The sequence below is a fragment of the Achromobacter sp. HZ34 genome (genome assembly GCF_002209485.1).
Classification (GTDB): domain Bacteria; phylum Pseudomonadota; class Gammaproteobacteria; order Burkholderiales; family Burkholderiaceae_B; genus Bordetella_C.
Window position 1 is genome coordinate 880,694 of the sequence record NZ_NJIX01000002.1, and the last position, 18,833, is coordinate 899,526.

An 18,833-nucleotide genomic window follows, 5' to 3' on the forward strand; every position below is an offset into this window, starting at 1 on the left:
TGCTTGAATTCCCGGAGGTTATCCGTCGGTCGTGACATCGAGGTCCGGCCTGGAGCCTGCCTGTCATTCCTCGACGAACAACGCCTGGTTTTCCTCGAAGAGTTGCACCACTGCGTCCACGACCGTGCGCACAGCGATGTTCTTGCGGTCGAGGCGGCGGGTCAGGAGCCAGATTTCGCGCGACGGCGGGGTGGCCGGCATGGGGCAATGGCGTAACGCTGGGTCCTGGCGGCCGATGTAATGCGGCAACAGCGCCAGGCCGATGCCGCTGCGGGCGGCGAGGGCCTGCCCTACCTGGTTGTTGGCGCGGAAAGCGATGCGCGACTGCGGGTGCTGGCGCGCCAGCCATGCGGCCTCTGGTAGATCGACATTGATCTCATCGAAACCGACGAAAACCGGCTCCCCACCCTGCTCGATGCGGCGGCACAGTTCAGGCGTTCCATAAAACCCATAGGCCATGCTGCCCAAGGGCTTGGCGATCACATCGCCATCCGTCGGCCGCCCCAGCCGGATAGCGATGTCAGCCACATGGCGGTCCAGGCTGATCGCCCGCACATCGGCAGCCAGGTCGATATCCAGGCCGGGAAAACGCCCCGCGACCACCGCCAGCCGCTCTATCAGAAAACCCAGGGCCAAACCCGGTGGCGCATTGACCCGCACCAGCCCGCGCGGCGTACCGTCCTGGCCGCCCCGCCCCAGGGTCTGCACGGCGCTTTCCATATCGCCGGCCGCCGCCAGCATGCGCTGGCCAGCCGCCGTCAGCGTGTAGCCCGAAGGACGCCGCTCCACCAGTTTTTCCCCAAACGTCGCCTCCAGGGACCGCAGCCGCCGCGCGATGGTCGCGTGATTGACCGCCAGCAGCCGCGCCGCCGCCGAAAGACTGCCATGACGCCCCAGCGCCAGGAAGACGCGGATGTCCTGCCAATCCAGCTCTGTGCGTTTTTTCTCAGTCATTGATAAATGATAGCGAATTCCGCACAGCGTCGCACCCGCCTATCTTGTCATCTCCCAACCAGTCCAGCCGGATACGACTCGCCGGCCCCGCTCAAGGAGCACACCATGAACACCACCACCAAAGTCGCCGTCGTTACCGGCGCCTCGCAAGGCCTCGGCGCCGGCATCGTGCAGGCCTATCGCGAACTCGGCTACGCCGTGGTCGCCAATTCCCGCAGCATCGTCCCGTCCAGCGATGACAAGCTGGTCACGGTCGCCGGTGACATCGGCGACCGCGCCACCGCCCGCAAGATCGTCGACACCGCCATCGAACGCTTCGGCCGCATCGACACGCTGGTCAACAACGCGGGCATCTTCATCAGCAAGCCCTTCACCGACTACACGGTCGAGGACTACACCCAGGCCCTGCACGTAAACCTGGACGGCTTCTTCCACATCACCCAGGCCGTGCTGCCCCACATGCTGCGGCAGGAAAGCGGCCATATCGTGCAAATCACCACGACGCTGGTCAACCAGGCCATCGCCGGCGTGTCCGCGGGCCTGGCCTCGCTGACCAAGGGCGGACTGGACGCCGCCACCCGCGGCCTGGCAATCGAATACGCCAAGCAAGGCATACGCGTGAACGCCGTCGCACCCGGCATCATCAAGACGCCCATGCACGCGCCGCGGACGCATGATTTCCTGGCCCAACTGCATCCCATGGGCCGCATGGGCGAGATCGGGGACATCGTCGAAGCGGTGCTGTATCTTGAACGCGCCGGCTTCGTCACTGGCGAAACGTTGAACGTCGACGGCGGCCAGCACGCCGGCCGCTGGTAATCAAGCATCCCTGACCATCCAGGAGTCCGCCATGCCCTACGTCAACATCAAGGTCACCCGCGAAGGCACCGCGCCCGGCGCCACCGCCACCACCGCGCAGCAAAAGAAAGCCCTCATCAAAGGCGTCAGCGACCTGCTCTTCGAAGTCCTGGGCAAGCCGCAAGCCTCGACCTTCGTCGTCATCGATGAAGTGGAGATGGAAAACTGGGGCGTAGGCGGTGTCACCGTGCCAGAGTATCGAAAGCAGCAGGAATAGCCCTGCGCGCTGCAAAGATCTGGCAATCGCGGGCGCGGCGGAACTGGCTTTGCCAGTCCGCCAGTGCCGCCTCCCCGAGGGCCACGCGCAGCGTGGTACGAAGAGCCTACTTCATCGAAATCGTCGAATTCACCGTGCGCCCGTGCCCCGACCAGCGAGCGGTGATGGTCTTGGTCTGGGTCCAGAACTGCACCGCCTGCTTGCCGTTGGGACCCAGGTCGCCCAGCTTGGAGCCGCGCGAACCAGTGAAGCTGAACCAGGCCACCGGTACCGGAATGGGAATATTGATGCCCACCTGGCCGACGTCGATCTCATTCTGGAAATAACGCGCCGCCGCCCCATCCTGGGTGAACAAGGCCACGCCATTGCCGTTGGGATTGCCGTTGATGAAAGCCACCGCATCCTCCAGCGTCTCCACCTCGACCACGCAAAGCACCGGCCCGAAGATCTCCTCGGTATAGATCTTCATATCGCCCTTGACCCCCGAGAACACGGTGGGCCCGACGAAATTGCCCTTCTCGAATCCGCTGATCTTGATATCGCGGCCATCCAGCAGCAACTGCGCGCCTTCATCCACACCTTGCTGGATCAGGCTTTCCACGCGTTTGCGCGCGGAAGGCGACACCAAGGGGCCAAGGTCAGCCTGCCGGTCGGTGCCATTGTTCACCTTCAGCTTGCGTGAACGCTCAACGAATTCCGGCAGCCATTCGCGCGACTTGCCGACGAACACCGCCACCGACGTGGCCATGCAGCGCTGGCCCGCCGCCCCGAAAGCCGCGCCCAACAGCTGGTTCAGCACGACCTCGGGATCGGCGTCGGGCAGCACCACGCAATGGTTCTTCGCGCCCATCATGGCCTGGCAGCGCTTGCCCGCGTCCGAAGCACGGTGATAGATCTCGGTGCCCACCCGCGTCGAGCCGATGAAGGACACCGCCTTGATATCGGGATGGTCGCAAATTCCCATGGCGATATCCGGTCCGCCATGCACCACGTTCAGCACACCCGGCGGCAAACCCGCCTCCAGCGCCAGTTGCGCCAGGAACAACGACGCGGTCGGATCCTGCTCGGACGGCTTCAGGATGAAGGTGTTGCCGCAGGAAACGGCGATGGGAAACATGAAGCAAGGCAGCATGACCGGGAAATTGAACGCAGTGATGCCGGCGCAGACCCCCAGAGGCTGGATCAACGTATAGACGTCGATGCCGGACGCAGCGTTCTCCGCATACTCGCCCAGCTGCAGGCTGGCGATGCTGCAAGCGTGCTCGACCACTTCCAGGCCGCGGCCCACTTCGCCTTCGGCATCCGGCAGGGTCTTGCCGTGCTCGCGCGTGATCATTTCCGCCAGCTTGCCGGTGTTGTCGCGCAGCAGTTGCTGGAACTTCAGCATGACACGCATGCGCGTACCCTGGCCGGCGTTGCGCCAAGTCTTATAGGCCTCCTTGGCATTGGCAACGGCGCGGTTCAGTTCCTCGGGCGTGGCGAAAGGCACTTGCGCCACCACCTCCTGGGTTGCGGGATTGATGACGTCGCGCCACTGCGTGGTCTGCGATTGAACCAGTTCACCGCCGATCAGCAGTGGCAGGCGGGGGATGTCGGTCATGATGGTCTCCTTGTTTCGATCTGTGCAGGTTCGCCTTGGCAGGCTCATTGGCGCGCGGTCTGCTGCACCAGCGGGCAGGTGGAATCGGCCAGCGGCTGGAAGGCGTCGGCGGCGGGAATCACCGATACCAGGCGCGAGTAGTCCCATTCGCCATGCGATTCGGACGGCGTCTTCACCTGGTACAGATACATGTCGTGGACAACCCGGCCATCGGGACGGATGCTGGCGTTACGCATGATGGGATCGTCGATGGGCATGCGGCGCATCTGCGCGGCCACCTTGTCGGCGTCCGTGGTACCGGCCGCCGCGACGGCGCGCAGGTAATGCAGCACGCTGGAATAGACACCGGCCTGGGTCATCGTCGGCTTCAGGCCGCGGAAGGCTTTCTCGTAGCGCGCCGCCCACTTGCGGGAAGCGTCGTCATAGTCCCAGTAGAAGCCATCCACATAAGAAAGGCCCTGGGCGTTCTGCAGGCCCAGCGCGCGCAGGTCGGACAGGAACACCAGCAGCGACACCAGCCGCTGTCCGCCTGCCACGATGCCGAACTCACGCGCCTGCTTGACGGCATTGACGGTGTCCTGGCCGCCGTTGGCCAGGGCCACCACCTGTGCCTTGGAGGACTGCGCCTGCAGCAGATAGGACGCGAAATCCGGTGCGTTCAAGGGATGGCGCACGCTGCCTACGGTGGTGCCACCGAGTGCCTTGACGGCCTTGGCGGTGTCGGCTTCCAGCGCATGGCCGAAGGCGTAATCGACAGTGATGAAGTACCAGGACTTGCCGCCGTTGGCCACGGTTGCCTTGGCCGCCGCCACCGATTGGGAATAGGTGTCGAACATCCAGTGGAAGCCGGTGGGCGAGCATTCCTTGTTGGTCAGCGCCGTGGTGGCCGGTCCGGAGAACAGGGCGATGCGGTGCTTGTCGCGGGCGATGCCCTGCACGGCCAGCGCCACCGCGGAATTGGTCAGGTCGGCAATGGCGTTCACATTGTCCTGGTCGAACCATTCGCGCGCGCGGGCCGCGCCGACGTCGGCCTTGTTCTGGTTGTCGGCCGATACCAGCGTGATGTTCATGCCCTTGCATTGGGCGGCCAGGCAGTCATCGATGGCCATCTGCGCGGCGGCCACGGACCCGGCGCCGCCCATGGCGGCATAGTTGCCGGACATATCCGTCAGCACGCCGATCTTCACGGCGGGCGAGGCGGCTTGCGCGGCATTCGGCGTCGCCAGGGCGGCCAGGATGCCGAATGCACCCAGGATGCTGAATGTGCTGATGGCGCTCATGGCGCGCATCGAGACCCGCGCGCGGACGGCGCGTGGCGACAGCGCCGGCAGGCCGCGGCGAATGCGGCCGATGCAGGAAGCGGCAAAGGGAAGTCGCGGAAGCTGCATGGGTTGCAGAAGCTGCGGAAGCTGCGGAGGTTGCGTGGGATGCAGAAGCTGCGGAAGCTGCAGAAGCTGAGGAAGCTGCGGAGGTTGCGGAAGTCGTGGAAGTCGCGCACGGGCGCGCGCCACGGCGCCCAGCGGAACTGGCGCGGCATTGCGGATGGTCATGGACTGTCTCCTGGTTCTTCGCTGCAAGCCGTGTGCGGTCTGACGCCACCTGAGGCCCGGGCGGTCTCTAACGGACCGTGGCCCAGTGTAGATGTGTAAAAATCGCCCAGCAATCGGGCAGAATGCACATACCTTGTGCAAAATTACACAACGCGGAAGACTTGGATATTTTTTGATGGGGGAGCCCCCATCGTGCCCCCCTTTGGGAAGAAGCCCCGCTGTATCAGTGCGTGAAGGGCGACAGCCCCAGACCGGGGGCAATAGGGCGTTGCAGTCTTTGGAGTATTCATGGATAGGGAGGCCCCATCCACCCTTAGGGCGTTGACACATTCGCCCAGCCTCGGGGCGATGGGGCGTCCCGATCATTGGAGTATTCCTGGATGGGGTGGGCCCCATCCACCCTTCGGGCGTTGAAACATTCGCCCAGCCTTGGGGCGATGAGGTCATTCCAATTGTTGGCGTATTCCTGGATGGGGCGGAGCCCATCCGCCCTGCGGGGCATAGGCACGTCCGCCCAGCCATGGGGCGATAGCCCAAAGAGGGGGCGATGGGGTCCTCCCCATCTTTAAATAAAACTTTCTATAAAAGAAAACCGGAGCGAGACACCATGCTGGACTGGGACAGCCTGCGTTATTTCCTGGCCGTGGCGCGCACACAGCGCGTCAGTGCCGCCGCCCGCCTGCTGGGCGTGGAGCACACCACCGTCGCGCGCCGCGTGCGGGCGCTGGAAGCCGAGATGGACATCCTGCTGTTCGAAAAGTCCCGCAGCGCCGGCTTCATGCTGACGGAAGACGGCCAGCGGCTGTTCGTCCACGCGGAACAGATGGAAACCTGCGTGCACAATGCGCGCGAGAACCTGTCGGGCGTCGGCCAGGCGCTCTCCGGCCATGTCCGCATCGGCGCTACCGAAGGCTTCGGCAGCTATGTGCTGACACCCCTGGCCGCCGACTTCCAGCGCCGCTACCCGCACATCACCCTGGACATCCTGCCAGTACCGCGCTTCGTCAGCCTGTCCAAGCGCGAAGCGGATCTCGCCATCACCATCGAGCGTCCGCAGCGCGGTCCCTATGTGTGCAGCAAGCTGTGCGACTACGCCCTGAAGCTCTACGGGACAGCCGACTACCTGGCCCGCCACCCACCCATCCGCCAGCGCGAGGATCTGACGAACCACACCTTCATCGGCTATGTGGACGAACTGCTGTTCAGCGAGCGCCTGCGCTACCTGGAAGACCTGCTGCCCGCCAGCCGCGTCGTCTTGCGCAGTACCAGCGTGATCGCCCAGTACCATGCGGCGCTGCAGGGCCAATCGCTGGCCATCCTGCCCTGCTTCATCGCGGCGCAGGACCCGCGGCTGGTCCCCATCCTGGAGCGCGACATCTCCCTCACCCGCAGCTTCTGGATGTACTGCCACGAGGACCTGCGCAAACTCAAGCGCGTCACCCTGCTATGGGATTTCATGCGCAAGTCGGTGCTGCGCAACGCCCCCCTGCTGGCAGGCCGCGCAGGCGCACTACGCTACCTGGCATGAAGCCATCACGCAGCGGCCGGCGTCGGCGGCTTGCCGTTGCCACCCTTGTCGCGGGGCGCCTTGACCCGCAAGCGCCGGTGAAACAGATAAAGGCCAAAAGCCAGCACCACCGCATGGATGGCCCAGGAGCCCACGCTGAAGGGGATGCGGCCGTCGCTGATCCAGGCCCGCACCAGGTTGATCAGGTTCATGTACAGCAAGGCAACCAGCCCGGAGATCAGCAGATCGCCGGAGCGGCCCAGACGCGGATTCACCGCGCCCAGCGGAATCGCCAGCAACGCCAGGTTCAGCGCGGCCAGCGGCATGGACACCCGCCACATCACCTGCGACCAGGAACTCGTCGTATTGTCCGCGACCAATTGCATGGTCGCGCGGGCCTTGCTGGACCGTTCCGCGGCAGCACGCGCGGCATCCACGGGATCGGTGCCGCTCTTGCTTTCCAGGCGCACGCCGTAATGATCGAAGGCCACCATGCGGAACTCGGCCGACCCCGGCTTCAAGTCGTAGCGATGGCCTGCACCCAGCACCAGGAATCGGTCGCCATTGGGCTGCACTTCGGTGTGGGCGCTGTCCGCGGTCAGCACGCTGAGCCATTCCGGATCGATGGCGCGCACGAACACATGGCCCAGTTCGTCATGGGGGTCGGTAGGGTTCTCCGCGAAGAACACCCGGTCGCCGCTGCTGGACTCGCCGAACTGGCCGGCCGTGACCTTGGAAAGATCCGAACGCTGTTCGAAGCGCTGGCGATACTCGCCGATCTGCCGGTAGGCCCAGGGCGACGCTTCAAGCGTCAAAACCGCGACGATGAAAGCCACCGGGATCGCCACGCGCATGACGGGACGCAGCCAGTCGGCCAGCGACAGGCCGCTGGCGAACCACACCACCATCTCGGATTCGCGGTAATTGCGGGTGACCGTGGTCAGCACCGCGATGAACAGCGCCACGGTCATGATGGTCGGCAAGGCGGTGATCGTGGAGAACGTCGCCAGGCCCAGCACCACGTCGGCGCCAATGGTGCCGCCCGCGGCTTCACCCAGCAGGCGCACCAGCAGAACACTGAGCCAAACCACTACCAGCGTAGAGAACACAACGCCTGCGTGACTCGTGATCTCGCTGACGACAGACCGTTTGAATAGGGACATGGGAAAATATGCGGGATAATCGTCCGCACTGAACGACACTCGGGAAAAAGCCCTCATGGAATTTAGCACACACAGCACCGCCTCCTTGCATCAGATCAAGACCGCCGCGCTGGCGGTGGGCGTCTACACCGACGGCATCCTGTCGGCCGCCGCCGAACTGATCGACCGCGCCGCCGACGGCGCCTTGCGTGAAGTGGTGAAAAGCGAATTTCGCGGCCGTACCGGCAGCACCCTCGTATTGCGCGCCCTGCCCGGCGTGACGGCCCAGCGTGTGGTGCTGGTCGGCCTGGGCAAGCAGGCCGAATACGCAGCGAAGGCCCACGCCACCGCCGAACAGGGCTTTGCCGCCTACCTGGTGTCGGCCCAACTGGCTGAAGGCGTCTCCACGCTGACCGGCAACACCTACGCCGACTCGACCGTCCGCGCCCGCAGCCGGGCCGCAGCCATCGCCGCCGGCAGCGCCTCGTATCACTACGACGCCACGTTCGGCAAGCCCGACCGCGACGCGCGCCCCAAGCTGAAGAAGATCACCCATGTGATCGAGCGCAGCGACGCCAGCCAGGCCCAGGCCGGCTTGCGTGAAGGCGGCGCCATCGCCAACGGCATGGAGCTGGCCCGTACGCTGGGCAACCTGCCCGGCAATGTCTGCACGCCGACGTACCTTGGCGAAACGGCCAAGAAACTGGGCCGTGAATTCAAGTCGCTGAAAGTCGAGGTGCTGGAGCGCAAGCAGATCGAGGCCCTGGGCATGGGATCCTTCCTGTCCGTGGCGCGCGGCTCCGACGAGCCGCCGCGCTTCATCGTGCTGCGCCACACCCCGGCCAAGCCCGCCGGCACGCGCAAGGCGGCCGCCGGCAAGGAAGCCGCCGGTCCGGTGGTGCTGGTCGGCAAAGGCATCACCTTCGACTCGGGCGGCATCTCCATCAAGCCGGCCGCCACCATGGACGAGATGAAGTACGACATGTGCGGCGCCGCCAGCGTGTTGGGCACCTTCCGCGCCCTGGCCGAACTGGAACTGCCCTTCGAAGTCGTCGGCCTGATCGCCAGCTGCGAAAACATGCCCAGCGGCAAGGCCAACAAGCCGGGCGACGTGGTCACCACGATGTCGGGCCAGACCGTCGAGATCCTCAATACGGACGCCGAAGGCCGCCTGGTCCTGTGCGACGCGCTGACCTACGCCGAGCGCTTCAAGCCTTCCGCCGTGGTCGACATCGCCACCCTGACCGGCGCCTGCGTGGTGGCCCTGGGTGCCGTCAACAGCGGCCTGTTCTCCAAGGACGACGCGCTGGCCGACGCCCTGCTGCAGGCTGGCCGCGATTCGCTCGACACCGCCTGGCGCATGCCCCTGGACGACGCCTACCAGGATCAGCTGAAGTCGAACTTCGCCGACATCGCCAATATCGGCGGCCCCCCGGCCGGCGCGGTGACCGCGGCCTGCTTCCTGTCGCGCTTCACCAAGGCGTACCCGTGGGCCCACCTGGACATCGCCGGCACCGCCTGGCGCGGCGGCAAGGACAAGGGTTCGACCGGCCGGCCGGTGCCCCTGCTCATGCAATACCTGCTGAACCAGGCCTGAGCTGCGCGGTTTGACCTCTCAGCAACTGGACAGGCAGGATTTGGACAAGCAGAACGCCATGCCGCGCATCGACTTCGCCTTCGGCGCATCCGACCGTCTGCGCACGGCCTGCCAGGTAGCGCGCAAGCAATACCAGGCGGGCCAGCGGCTGGTGGTGTACTGCACCGACGCCAGCCGCTTGGCGGCTTTCGATCGCCTGCTGTGGGCCTTGGACGATATTTCCTTCGTCCCGCACGTGCTGGCTACCGATGCGCTGGCCAGCGTCACCCCCGTGCTGCTGACGGCGGCGGATCCGGCGCGCGCGGCCGAGGTCGCCGGTACCGACGGCACCCCGCCCTGGCTGCTCAATTTGGACGATGGCTGCCCGCCCGGCTACGATGGCTATGCGCGGGTACTGGAAATCGTCTCGCAGGACGGCGACGACCGCCAGGCCGCGCGGAACCGCTGGCGCGAATATCTCGCGGCCGGCCATGAACCGCACAGCCACGCCATCGGTGGCGGGCAGCGCAGCCAGGAAGGATAAGTTTTCTTGCCCATGGAATTTACGCATGTCTGACGCCCGGGACCTGGATCCCGCCATCCCCACGCTGACGGTACAGGCCGATCCGGAAGCCCCGGCAGGCGTCGATGCGCACGCGGCGCAGGATCTGCCGCCCCTGCTCACTGACGTCGTGGAACGCGGTACCATGCAGTTACCGCCCGACCCGGTGCTGCGCGCCGCCCTGCAGGCCGAACTGGAGCATATGCTGGCCCAGGCACTGGAACGCGCCATGGCCCATGTACGCCAAGAAATGGAAGCCGAATTGCCCGCCGCCGTCACGCGCGTGCTAGCGCGCCTGCGGCCCGGTTGAAATCCCCCTTGATACGTAGCCATTTGGCCTGATATCTGCTGTGGTCCCGCTGATAAAATCTCGAACTTAAGGGAACTGTCAGGTATGCTTCGCGTCAAAGTACCTTGTGGCCATAGATAAAGGCCCTTACAGGAGTCAAAGCTCATGAACGATTATCGTCCGTCCCCATTTAACCGCGTGGGCGCTGCCGGCGCACCGGGCGAAGTTGTCCGCAACCGCGTCCTGCGCAACACCTACTGGCTGCTGGCCGTGTCGCTCATTCCGACCGTGCTGGGTTCCGCGGTGGGTCTGTACACGGGCATCAACCAGGTGATGGCCGCCAGCCCCGGCATGTCCGCCATCATCTTCCTGTTGGGTGCTTTCGGCCTGATGTTCGCCATCGAGCGCAACAAGAACAACGGCATGGGCGTTGCCCTGCTGCTGGGCTTCACGTTCTTCATGGGCGTCATGCTGTCGCGCCTGCTCGGCTTCGTGCTGGGGATGCAGAACGGTTCGCAGTTGATCATGATGGCTTTCGGCGGCACGGCCGTGGTGTTCGGCGCCATGGCCACCCTGTCGACCACCATCAAGCGGGACCTGTCCGGCATGCAGAGATGGCTGTTCGCGGGTGCCATCGTCATCCTGGTGGCGGCGCTGGCCAATATCTTCCTGCAACTGCCCGCCATGATGCTGGCCATCTCGACGCTGGCCGTGGTGATCTTCTCGGCCTTCATGCTGGTCGACCTGCAGCGTGTGGTCAACGGCGGTGAAACCAACTACGTCAGCGCCACCCTGGCCATCTACCTGGACGTGTACAACGTCTTCAGCAACCTGCTGGTGCTGCTGAGCGCGTTCAGCGGCGGCAACCGCAACTGATAGTGCCCGAGACCGGCCGGCCGTGGCAACGCGGCCGGCCGGTTTGCGTTTGGTGTCATAGGAGATTCTTCATGCCTACTCGCCGTCGCATCCTCCAAGCCGCCTGCGCTGCCCTGCCCGCCGGCTTGCTCTCCGCCGCCGTCCGCGCCGCGGATCATCCCTTGAATCACCGTCCCATTCCGTCCACTGGGGAAATGCTGCCCACCGTGGGCATGGGCACGGCCGATACCTTCGATGTGAATCCGCAAGGCGCGGACATGGCCGCGCTGGAAGACGTGGTCAAGCGCCTCATTGCCGGCGCCGGCAAGAACGCCGTCATCGACACCGCGCCCAGCTATGGCCAGGCCGAAGCCGTCACGGGCGCTCTGCTCGCGCGGCTGCAAGCACGCGATGGCATCTTCCTGGCGACCAAGATAGGCACCACGGGACGCGATGCGGCGCTGCGCCAGGTGCGCAACTCGCAGGCGATGCTGAATTCACAGCGGCTCGATCTGATCCAGGTGCACAACCTGATCGATACGGTCAACCAACTGGCGCTGCTGCGCGAACTCAAGCAGCAGGGGGTGACGCGCTATGTGGGCATCACCCACTACACGGAGTCGGCGCAGGACGAACTGACGCGCCTGGTCGAGCGGGAGAAGCCCGATTTCCTGCAGATCAATCTGTCGGTCACCGCGCGCGGCGCGGAGCAGCGCCTGTTGCCCGCCTGCCAGGCCCACGGCGTGGCGGTGCTGATCAACCGTCCATTCCGCGATGGTGCGCTGTTTCGCCAGGTGCGTGACAAGCCCTTGCCGGGCTGGGCGGCGGAAATCGACTGCACCAGCTGGGCGCAGGTGTTCCTGAAATTCATCATCGGCCATCCGGCGGTAACCTGCGTCATTCCGGCCACGTCCAAACCGGCCAATATGGCCGACAATGTGTTGGCTGGCAGAGGGCGGTTGCCCGACGCGGCCATGCGCAAGCGAATCGCGGATCTTTTTGTCTGAGTTATCGTCTGATCCAGACGTTCGCTACATCCGTTCGGTCCAGGCGCCTGACCCAGACGCCTGATCGATCCGTCCGAGCAACCTATTTGCCGCCGAGGCCAGGCCATGTCCAGCCCGATCAGCGCCCGTATCGCGATTGCCGGCCGTGCCATCGGGGTGCTGCCGGGCGAAGGGCGCGCGGCGCTGTGCGGTTTCGGGTTCTTCTTCTTTTTGTTCACCGGCTATTTCATGCTGCGGCCCATCCGCGAGACCTTGGGTATCGCGGCCGGTGTCGACAAGCTGCAGTGGCTGTTCACCGCCACCTTCGTGGTCATGCTGGCTGCCGTGCCCTGCTTCGGCTGGCTGGCCCGCCACACGCCGCGCGCGCGTTTCGTCACCTGGGCCTATGGCTTCTTCGCGCTCAGCCTGGTGGCGTTCGCGGCGGCGTTCCAGGCCGCGCCCGATAACCTCTGGGCGGCACGTGCGTTCTACGTCTGGATCTCCGTCTTCAATCTATTCGTGGTGTCGGTGGCCTGGAGCCTGATGGCCGATGTATTCCGCACGGGCCAGGCGAAACGGCTGTTCGCTTTCATCTCCGCCGGGGCCAGTACCGGCGGCCTGCTGGGTCCGGTGCTCGGCGGCTTGTTGGCCGAGCCCTTGGGCCCGGCCGGCCTGATCCTGCTGTCGGCCGCGCTACTGGCCGCCACATTGCCCCTGAAGTCCTGGCTCATGGGCTGGCGCGCACGCGGCGGCGCCGGGCGGCCGCAGGCTGCGGCATCGGGCACGGCGGCCGGCGCGCTGCACGCGCCTGGGACACCAGACGCGCGGGAGCTATCGGGCGCGCCAGAGGCCTCAGCCGTATCACACGCGCAGGTGCCCCAGGCCGCGATCACCGGCTCGCGGGGCCAGGATGCACGCCAGGACGACGACCCGTCGCGGCCCATCGGGGGCGGCATCATTGCCGGTGCGACGCGGACCTTCACCTCGCCGCTGCTGCTGGGGATTTCGGCCTTCGTCGTCCTGCTGGCGACGGCCAGCACCTTTCTTTATATGGAGCAGGCGCGCCTGGTGGCACATGCCTTCGCCACGCCGGCGCAACGTATCCAGGTTTTCAGCGCGCTGGACTTCACCGTGCAGTTGCTATCCCTGCTGGCCCAGCTTTTCCTGACGGGACAGCTGGCGCGCAGACTGGGCGTGACGTTCCTGTTGACCATCGTCCCGCTGGCTATCTGCCTGGGCTTCGTCGCGCTGGCGATCTGGCCTGTCTTCGGCGTCCTGGCCGTGGTCATGGTGATGCGCCGTGTAGGCGAGTACGCGCTGGTCCGGCCCGGCCGCGAAATGATCTTCACCACCGTACCCGCCGAAGACAAGTACAAAGCCAAGAATTTCATCGACACCGTGGTCTATCGGGCGGGCGACGCCGCCAGCGCCTGGGTCAAGACCGCCGTCGACACCTTGGGCCACGGCGTGGCGGTGGTCGCCCTGGTCGGCGCGCTCGGCGCGGCCCTATGGGCGATCTGCGGCTTCCTGCTGGGTCGCGCCACTGATGCGCGGCAACAGTCCGAGGCAGGAGCGGAACCGTCGTGGCTATCTGTGCGACAGGGAAGGAAAAACTAGGATCGTGGAACGTCGCCCTTTGGGCCGAGGCAGGACCAGGCCAGGGAGAAACGTCGCCATTGCGGCGTGCTGACGTCGATCAACCCAGCCGCTGAAGATCCAGCAACACCCGCCGCGTGGCCAGTTCGCGGCCGGCCAGGTTTTGCGCCAGGCGCTCGCGCAAGTCGCGCCGCAACGCGGGTTCGCCGGCGGGGTCTTCGAAATCCGGCATCTCGGCATCCACGCCGTAGCCGGTTTCAGCCAGCAGCGTCCATTCGAAACGGCGCAGCGCCGCGGCGGCCCGGCTGCCGGCCGCCAGCTGCGTCAAGGCCGTCTGGTACGCATCGAACAGCACGGGATGGGCGTCTTCGCGCGGCATCAGGCGCAGCAGCAGTTCGTTCATATACCAGGCCGACATCAAGGCGCTGCCGGCCAGCGGCAACACGCCGGCGATTTCGGCCCGCGTCAGCGTCTTGACCTCGCCCGCGCCGGTCCACGACAGGCTCAGGGGCTGAAACGCCGACAGCACCGGCCGCAGCACCGAATAAGGCCGCTTGGCGCCCTTGGCCACCATCGAAACACAGCCGAAGTCGCGTGAAAAAGCCTGGATCACCAGGGATGTCTCACGCCAGGCAGTCGCGTGCAACATGTATGCACGGCTGTCCTGCACCCGGGGGGAACGCCGGCTCATGGAAGGCTTACTCGTAGCCCAGATCGCGCAGCGCGCCCTCGCGCTCCGACCAGCCCTTGCGCACCTTGATGTACACCTCCAGGTGCACCGGCTTGTCCAGCATCTTGGAGATGTCCTGGCGCGCCTCGGACGCAATGCGCTTCATATGCATGCCGCCCGTGCCCAGCAGGATCGGCCTGTAGCTGTCGCGCTCGACCAGGATGCACGCGGCCACGCGCGCGCCCTTCTCGTTTTCTTCCCACTGCTCGATGACCACGGTACAGCCGTAAGGCAGTTCGTCGCCGACCAGGCGGAAGATCTTTTCACGAATCAGCTCGGCCGCGATGAAGCGGATGGGCCGGTCGGTCAGCGTGTCGGCCTCGAACATGGGTTCGTTCTCCGGCAGGCGCTTGGCGATCTCGTCCAGCAGCACGTCCAGCTGGCGATCCTTGGCGGCACTGACCGGAATCACCGCGCCATAGTCGTGCAGCGCGCTGAGCTTGGCCACATAAGGGAATAGTTCGTCGCGGCTCTTCAGCGCGTCGATCTTGTTGACGGCCAGGATGCAGCGCTCGCCCTTGGGCAGCAGCGGCAACAGCTTGGCATCGCCCTCCGACCACTTGCCGGCCTCGACCACATGGATCACCACATCGACGTCATTCAGGGCCTGCGTGACCACACGGTTCATCATGCGGTTCATGGTGCCGCCATGGCGGGTCTGGAAACCAGGCGTGTCGACGAAGACGAACTGCTCGTGCTCGCGCGTCAACACCCCATGGATGCGATGGCGCGTGGTCTGCGCCTTGCGCGAGACGATAGAAATCTTGCTGCCGATGAGGGCATTGTTGAGGGTGGACTTGCCGACATTCGGCCGACCGACGATGGCGACGAAGCCGCAACGGAAATTTTGTTCGCTCATTTCACTTCTTGGGCGACCGCAACAGGCAGGGATAGCTGCGCGGTCTTGCGCGCGCGGGGCGCACGCTTGGGGTTCTTGGCGGGACTGGCGGCCTGCGCCGCCTCCAGTGCGGATTTCGCGGCGGCCTGCTCGGCCGCGCGGCGACTGGCGCCGGCGCCAACTACCTTGATTTCCCACGCGGGGATGGCGCACTCGACTTCGAACTGCTGGCTGTGCGCTGCGCCATGCGTGGCAATCACGGTATACACGGGCAGGGCCAGCTTGCGGCCCTGCAGGAATTCCTGCAGCAGCGTCTTGGCGTCCTTGCCCAGGGTCTTGGGATCGACGGTGACGAGGATGGGCTGGTACAGGCGCGCGATGACGCGGCGCGCGGCGTCGAAGCCGCCATCCAGGAATACGGCGCCGAAGATGGCTTCCAGCGTATCGGCCAGGATGGACGGGCGGCGGAAGCCACCGCTTTTCAGTTCGCCCTCGCCCAGGCGCAGATCATGGGACAGTTCCAGCTTCTGCGCGATGTCCGCCAGCGATGCCTGCTTCACCAGGTTGGCGCGCAGACGCGACAGATCGCCCTCGTCGATCTTGCTATAGCGATCGAACAGCATGGATGCGACCACGAAGTTCAGGACGGAGTCGCCCAGGAATTCGAGTCTCTCGTTATGGCGCGCACCATGGCTGCGATGAGTCAGCGCCTGCTCCAGCAGGGCCTCGTCACCAAAGCGGTGATCCAGACGGGTTTGCAGCGCGGCTAGGGACATTGTTAATTGAATCGGCCGATCCGGCTCAGGTCGGAGAAATTCATCCAGATAAAGAACGCCTTGCCCACGATATTACCGTCCGGAACGAATCCCCAGTAGCGGCTGTCCGCACTATTGTCCCGGTTGTCGCCCATGGCGAAATATTGCCCTTCGGGGACCTTGCAGCGCACGCCGGCACGGTTGTATTGGCAATTCTGCGAGTTGGGAAACTGCCAAATGGGCTCATATTGCTGGTATTTTCCTTCTTCCAGCAATATATCGTGCTCAACGTCGCCCAATTTCTCCTTATATTTGGAGACATAGGCGACCCGGTCAGGCTCGAAGTAGTTGCCGTCGCGGGCATGGGTGACTTCCTGCCCGTTTACATACAGTTTCTTGTCCAGGTAAGCGATTTCATCGCCGGGCAGGCCCACGACGCGCTTGATGTAGTCCACGCTGGTATCCACCGGGTAGCGGAACACGATGACGTCACCGCGCTCCAGCTTGCCGGTGTTGATGACCTTGGTGTCCAGGATGGGAAGGCGGATACCGCGGCTGAACTTGTTCACCAGGATCAGGTCGCCCGATTGCAGCGTTGGCAGCATGGAGCCGGACGGAATGCGGAAAGGCTCGACGACGAAGGACCGCAGCACGAACACGAACAGGATCACCGGAAAGAAGCTGACCGCGTATTCGACCCACCACGGCGCGCGCGTGGCGGATTCCACCGCCGCGCGGCGCTGGCGTTCGGTTTCGGCGGGGTCGCCGCCATCGGTCTGCCCTGATACGGACCGATCGAATTGCGCCAGGGCTTCTTCGCCCTTGCGCCTGCGCGCCTTGCGCAACATCGTGATGTCCAGCAACCAGATGATGCCGGTAATCACCAGCAGGATGAACAAGATCAGCGCGAAATTCCAGCTCATGTGTAATGCCTTATCTCAACCTATTTGTCTTCCACTTGCAGGATGGCGAGGAAGGCCTCTTGCGGGATCTCCACGCTACCCACCTGCTTCATCCGCTTCTTGCCGGCCTTCTGCTTTTCCAGCAGTTTCTTCTTGCGGCTGATGTCGCCGCCGTAGCACTTCGCCAGCACGTTCTTGCGCAGCGCCTTGACGTTCTCGCGCGCGATCACTTCGGCGCCAATGGCTGCCTGGATGGCCACGTCGAACATCTGGCGCGGGATCAGTTCGCGCATCTTCGACACCACTTCACGGGCGCGATAACGCGCGTTGCTGCGGTGAACGATCATGGACAGGGCATCGACCTTGTCGCTGTTGATCAACAGATCGACACGCACCACGTCGGCCGCGCGATATTCCAGGAACTCGTAGTCCATGGACGCGTACCCGCGCGACACCGACTTCAGCTTGTCGAAGAAGTCCAGCACGATTTCGCCCAACGGGATCTCGTACGTCAGGTGCACCTGGCGGCCGTGATAGCTCATGTTGATCTGAGCGCCGCGCTTGTTGTTGCACAGGGTCATGACGGGGCCGACATATTCCTGCGGCATGAACAGCGTCACTTTGACGATGGGCTCGCGGATTTCGGCGATCTTGCCGATCTCGGGCAGGCGCGACGGGCTTTCGATGGAGATCACCGTGCCGTCGCGCTGTTCGACTTCGTACACCACCGACGGCGCGGTGGTGATGATGTCCATGTCGAATTCGCGCTCCAGGCGCTCCTGCACGATTTCCATGTGCAGCAGGCCGAGGAAGCCGCAACGGAAACCGAAGCCCAGCGCCTGCGACACTTCCGGCTCGAACATCAGCGCGGCGTCGTTGAGCTTGAGTTTTTCCAGCGAGTCTCGCAATTGGTCGAATTCGCTGCTTTCCACCGGGTAGAGGCCGGCGAACACCTGCGGCTGCACTTCCTTGAAGCCGGGCAGCGCCTGCGGCGCGGCCTTGCCGGCGATGGTGATGGTATCGCCCACCTTGGCATTGGCCAGTTCCTTGATACCGGCGATGACGAAGCCCACCTCGCCAGCCGACAGCGACGTACGCTGCACCGACTTCGGCGTGAACACGCCCACCTGTTCGCACAGGTGGGTGGCGCCGGATGCCATCAGCAGGATCTTGTCCTTGGGCCGCAGCACGCCATTGACGATGCGTACCAGCATGACCACGCCGACGTAGTTGTCGAACCAGGAGTCGATGATCAGCGCCTGCAGCGGCGCCTCGACTTCGCCCTTGGGGGCCGGCACGCGCGCGACCACCAATTCAAGAATCTCGTCGATGCCCATGCCGGTCTTGGCGCTGGCCAGCACGGCGTCCGACGCGTCGATGCCGATCACGTCTTCCACTTCCTGGCGCGCGCCGTCCGGATCGGCCTGCGGCAGATCCATCTTGTTGAGAACCGGCAGCACTTCCACGCCCAGCTCGATGGCGGTGTAGCAGTTGGCCACGGTCTGCGCTTCCACGCCCTGCGACGCGTCGACCACCAGCAGCGCGCCTTCGCACGCCGACAGCGAACGGCTGACTTCGTAGGAGAAGTCGACGTGTCCCGGGGTGTCGATGAGGTTCAGGTTGTAGACCTTGCCGTCCTGTGCCTTGTACGACAGGGCGGCCGTCTGGGCCTTGATGGTGATGCCCCGTTCGCGCTCGATATCCATGGAGTCGAGCACCTGGGCCGACATCTCGCGATCCGCCAGACCGCCGCAGCGCTGGATCAGGCGGTCGGCCAGGGTCGACTTGCCGTGATCGATGTGGGCGATGATGGAAAAGTTGCGGATATGCTGCATAGACAGGATAAGTGGAGAAAAGGAACGACCAAAAACAAGGGGGCGCCACGCGCCCCCTTGTTGCGGCAACCAAGGATTTTA

At 64.7% G+C, this 18,833-nt stretch carries 18 protein-coding genes; 9 read left to right on the plus strand and 9 right to left on the minus strand.

Translation table 11 applies throughout. From position 1 onward, the window contains the following. Positions 1 to 63: 63 nt before the first annotated feature. Positions 64 to 954 (minus strand): LysR family transcriptional regulator, encoded by an 891-nt coding sequence (locus tag CEY05_RS10660; RefSeq protein WP_088598434.1) that lies wholly within the window; start codon positions 952 to 954, stop codon positions 64 to 66. A 105-nt stretch (positions 955 to 1,059) separates the two neighbouring features. Between CEY05_RS10660 and CEY05_RS10665 the strand changes: the two genes are divergently transcribed. Together CEY05_RS10665 and CEY05_RS10670 are read left to right on the plus strand one after the other, a co-directional pair. After that, the gene (locus CEY05_RS10665) at positions 1,060 to 1,773 is read left to right on the plus strand and encodes an SDR family NAD(P)-dependent oxidoreductase (RefSeq protein ID WP_088598435.1); all 714 of its coding nucleotides are present in this window, start codon (positions 1,060 to 1,062) and stop codon (positions 1,771 to 1,773) included. A 31-nt stretch (positions 1,774 to 1,804) separates the two neighbouring features. Further along, the gene (locus CEY05_RS10670; RefSeq protein WP_088598436.1) at positions 1,805 to 2,029 is read left to right on the plus strand and encodes a 4-oxalocrotonate tautomerase family protein; all 225 of its coding nucleotides are present in this window, start codon (positions 1,805 to 1,807) and stop codon (positions 2,027 to 2,029) included. A 106-nt stretch (positions 2,030 to 2,135) separates the two neighbouring features. On the opposite strand, the gene CEY05_RS10675 is transcribed toward CEY05_RS10670, so the two are convergent. Together CEY05_RS10675 and CEY05_RS10680 are read right to left on the minus strand one after the other, a co-directional pair. Further along, entirely contained in the window at positions 2,136 to 3,629 is a 1,494-nt protein-coding gene (locus CEY05_RS10675) for a CoA-acylating methylmalonate-semialdehyde dehydrogenase (protein ID WP_088598437.1), read from the minus strand. 44 nt (positions 3,630 to 3,673) lie between these two features. After that, on the minus strand, positions 3,674 to 4,918 hold the full coding sequence (locus CEY05_RS10680) for an ABC transporter substrate-binding protein (RefSeq protein ID WP_369825932.1): 1,245 nt from the start codon (positions 4,916 to 4,918) through the stop codon (positions 3,674 to 3,676). Between the two features lie 868 nt (positions 4,919 to 5,786). On the opposite strand from CEY05_RS10680, the gene CEY05_RS10690 reads away from it, so the two are divergent. Next, positions 5,787 to 6,707, plus strand: a complete 921-nt coding sequence (locus tag CEY05_RS10690; RefSeq protein WP_088598439.1) for a LysR family transcriptional regulator — start codon at positions 5,787 to 5,789, stop codon at positions 6,705 to 6,707. Positions 6,708 to 6,712: 5 nt separating this feature from the next. Here CEY05_RS10690 and lptF read toward each other — a convergent pair whose 3' ends face one another. Continuing rightward, the gene (lptF, locus tag CEY05_RS10695) at positions 6,713 to 7,849 is read right to left on the minus strand and encodes an LPS export ABC transporter permease LptF (RefSeq protein WP_088598601.1); all 1,137 of its coding nucleotides are present in this window, start codon (positions 7,847 to 7,849) and stop codon (positions 6,713 to 6,715) included. 55 nt (positions 7,850 to 7,904) lie between these two features. Here lptF and CEY05_RS10700 point away from each other — a divergent pair, with 55 nt between their 5' ends. The 6 genes from CEY05_RS10700 to CEY05_RS10725 all read left to right on the plus strand — a co-directional run bounded on the left by CEY05_RS10700 (position 7,905) and on the right by CEY05_RS10725 (position 13,713). Then, the gene (locus tag CEY05_RS10700; protein WP_088598440.1) at positions 7,905 to 9,425 is read left to right on the plus strand and encodes a leucyl aminopeptidase; all 1,521 of its coding nucleotides are present in this window, start codon (positions 7,905 to 7,907) and stop codon (positions 9,423 to 9,425) included. A gap of 58 nt (positions 9,426 to 9,483) precedes the next feature. Next, complete coding sequence (locus CEY05_RS10705) at positions 9,484 to 9,948, plus strand: DNA polymerase III subunit chi (protein ID WP_088598602.1); 465 nt, start codon at positions 9,484 to 9,486, stop codon at positions 9,946 to 9,948. A gap of 25 nt (positions 9,949 to 9,973) precedes the next feature. Beyond that, the gene (locus CEY05_RS10710; protein ID WP_088598441.1) at positions 9,974 to 10,276 is read left to right on the plus strand and encodes a hypothetical protein; all 303 of its coding nucleotides are present in this window, start codon (positions 9,974 to 9,976) and stop codon (positions 10,274 to 10,276) included. 144 nt (positions 10,277 to 10,420) lie between these two features. After that, positions 10,421 to 11,131: a Bax inhibitor-1/YccA family protein gene (locus CEY05_RS10715; RefSeq protein ID WP_088598442.1), complete on the plus strand. Its 711-nt coding sequence runs from the start codon at positions 10,421 to 10,423 to the stop codon at positions 11,129 to 11,131. A gap of 71 nt (positions 11,132 to 11,202) precedes the next feature. Continuing rightward, positions 11,203 to 12,117, plus strand: a complete 915-nt coding sequence (locus CEY05_RS10720) for an aldo/keto reductase (RefSeq protein WP_088598443.1) — start codon at positions 11,203 to 11,205, stop codon at positions 12,115 to 12,117. A 105-nt stretch (positions 12,118 to 12,222) separates the two neighbouring features. Next, positions 12,223 to 13,713: an NTP/NDP exchange transporter gene (locus tag CEY05_RS10725; protein ID WP_088598444.1), complete on the plus strand. Its 1,491-nt coding sequence runs from the start codon at positions 12,223 to 12,225 to the stop codon at positions 13,711 to 13,713. A 79-nt stretch (positions 13,714 to 13,792) separates the two neighbouring features. Here CEY05_RS10725 and recO read toward each other — a convergent pair whose 3' ends face one another. Genes recO through lepA form a run of 5 tightly spaced genes read right to left on the minus strand, consistent with a single transcriptional unit; the run spans position 13,793 to position 18,752 of the window. Further along, complete coding sequence (gene recO, locus CEY05_RS10730; protein WP_088598445.1) at positions 13,793 to 14,383, minus strand: DNA repair protein RecO; 591 nt, start codon at positions 14,381 to 14,383, stop codon at positions 13,793 to 13,795. A gap of 7 nt (positions 14,384 to 14,390) precedes the next feature. After that, on the minus strand, positions 14,391 to 15,281 hold the full coding sequence (gene era / locus CEY05_RS10735; RefSeq protein ID WP_088598446.1) for a GTPase Era: 891 nt from the start codon (positions 15,279 to 15,281) through the stop codon (positions 14,391 to 14,393). Continuing rightward, positions 15,278 to 16,036 carry a ribonuclease III gene (gene rnc, locus CEY05_RS10740; protein WP_088598447.1) on the minus strand — a complete coding sequence of 253 codons (759 nt, stop codon included), beginning with the start codon at positions 16,034 to 16,036 and terminating at the stop codon, positions 15,278 to 15,280. Before rnc ends, era begins: the two co-directional genes overlap by 4 nt. 2 nt (positions 16,037 to 16,038) lie before the next feature. Further along, positions 16,039 to 16,938 carry a signal peptidase I gene (gene lepB / locus CEY05_RS10745; RefSeq protein ID WP_088598448.1) on the minus strand — a complete coding sequence of 300 codons (900 nt, stop codon included), beginning with the start codon at positions 16,936 to 16,938 and terminating at the stop codon, positions 16,039 to 16,041. 20 nt (positions 16,939 to 16,958) lie between these two features. After that, positions 16,959 to 18,752: a translation elongation factor 4 gene (lepA, locus tag CEY05_RS10750; RefSeq protein ID WP_088598449.1), complete on the minus strand. Its 1,794-nt coding sequence runs from the start codon at positions 18,750 to 18,752 to the stop codon at positions 16,959 to 16,961. Positions 18,753 to 18,833 lie beyond the last annotated feature (81 nt).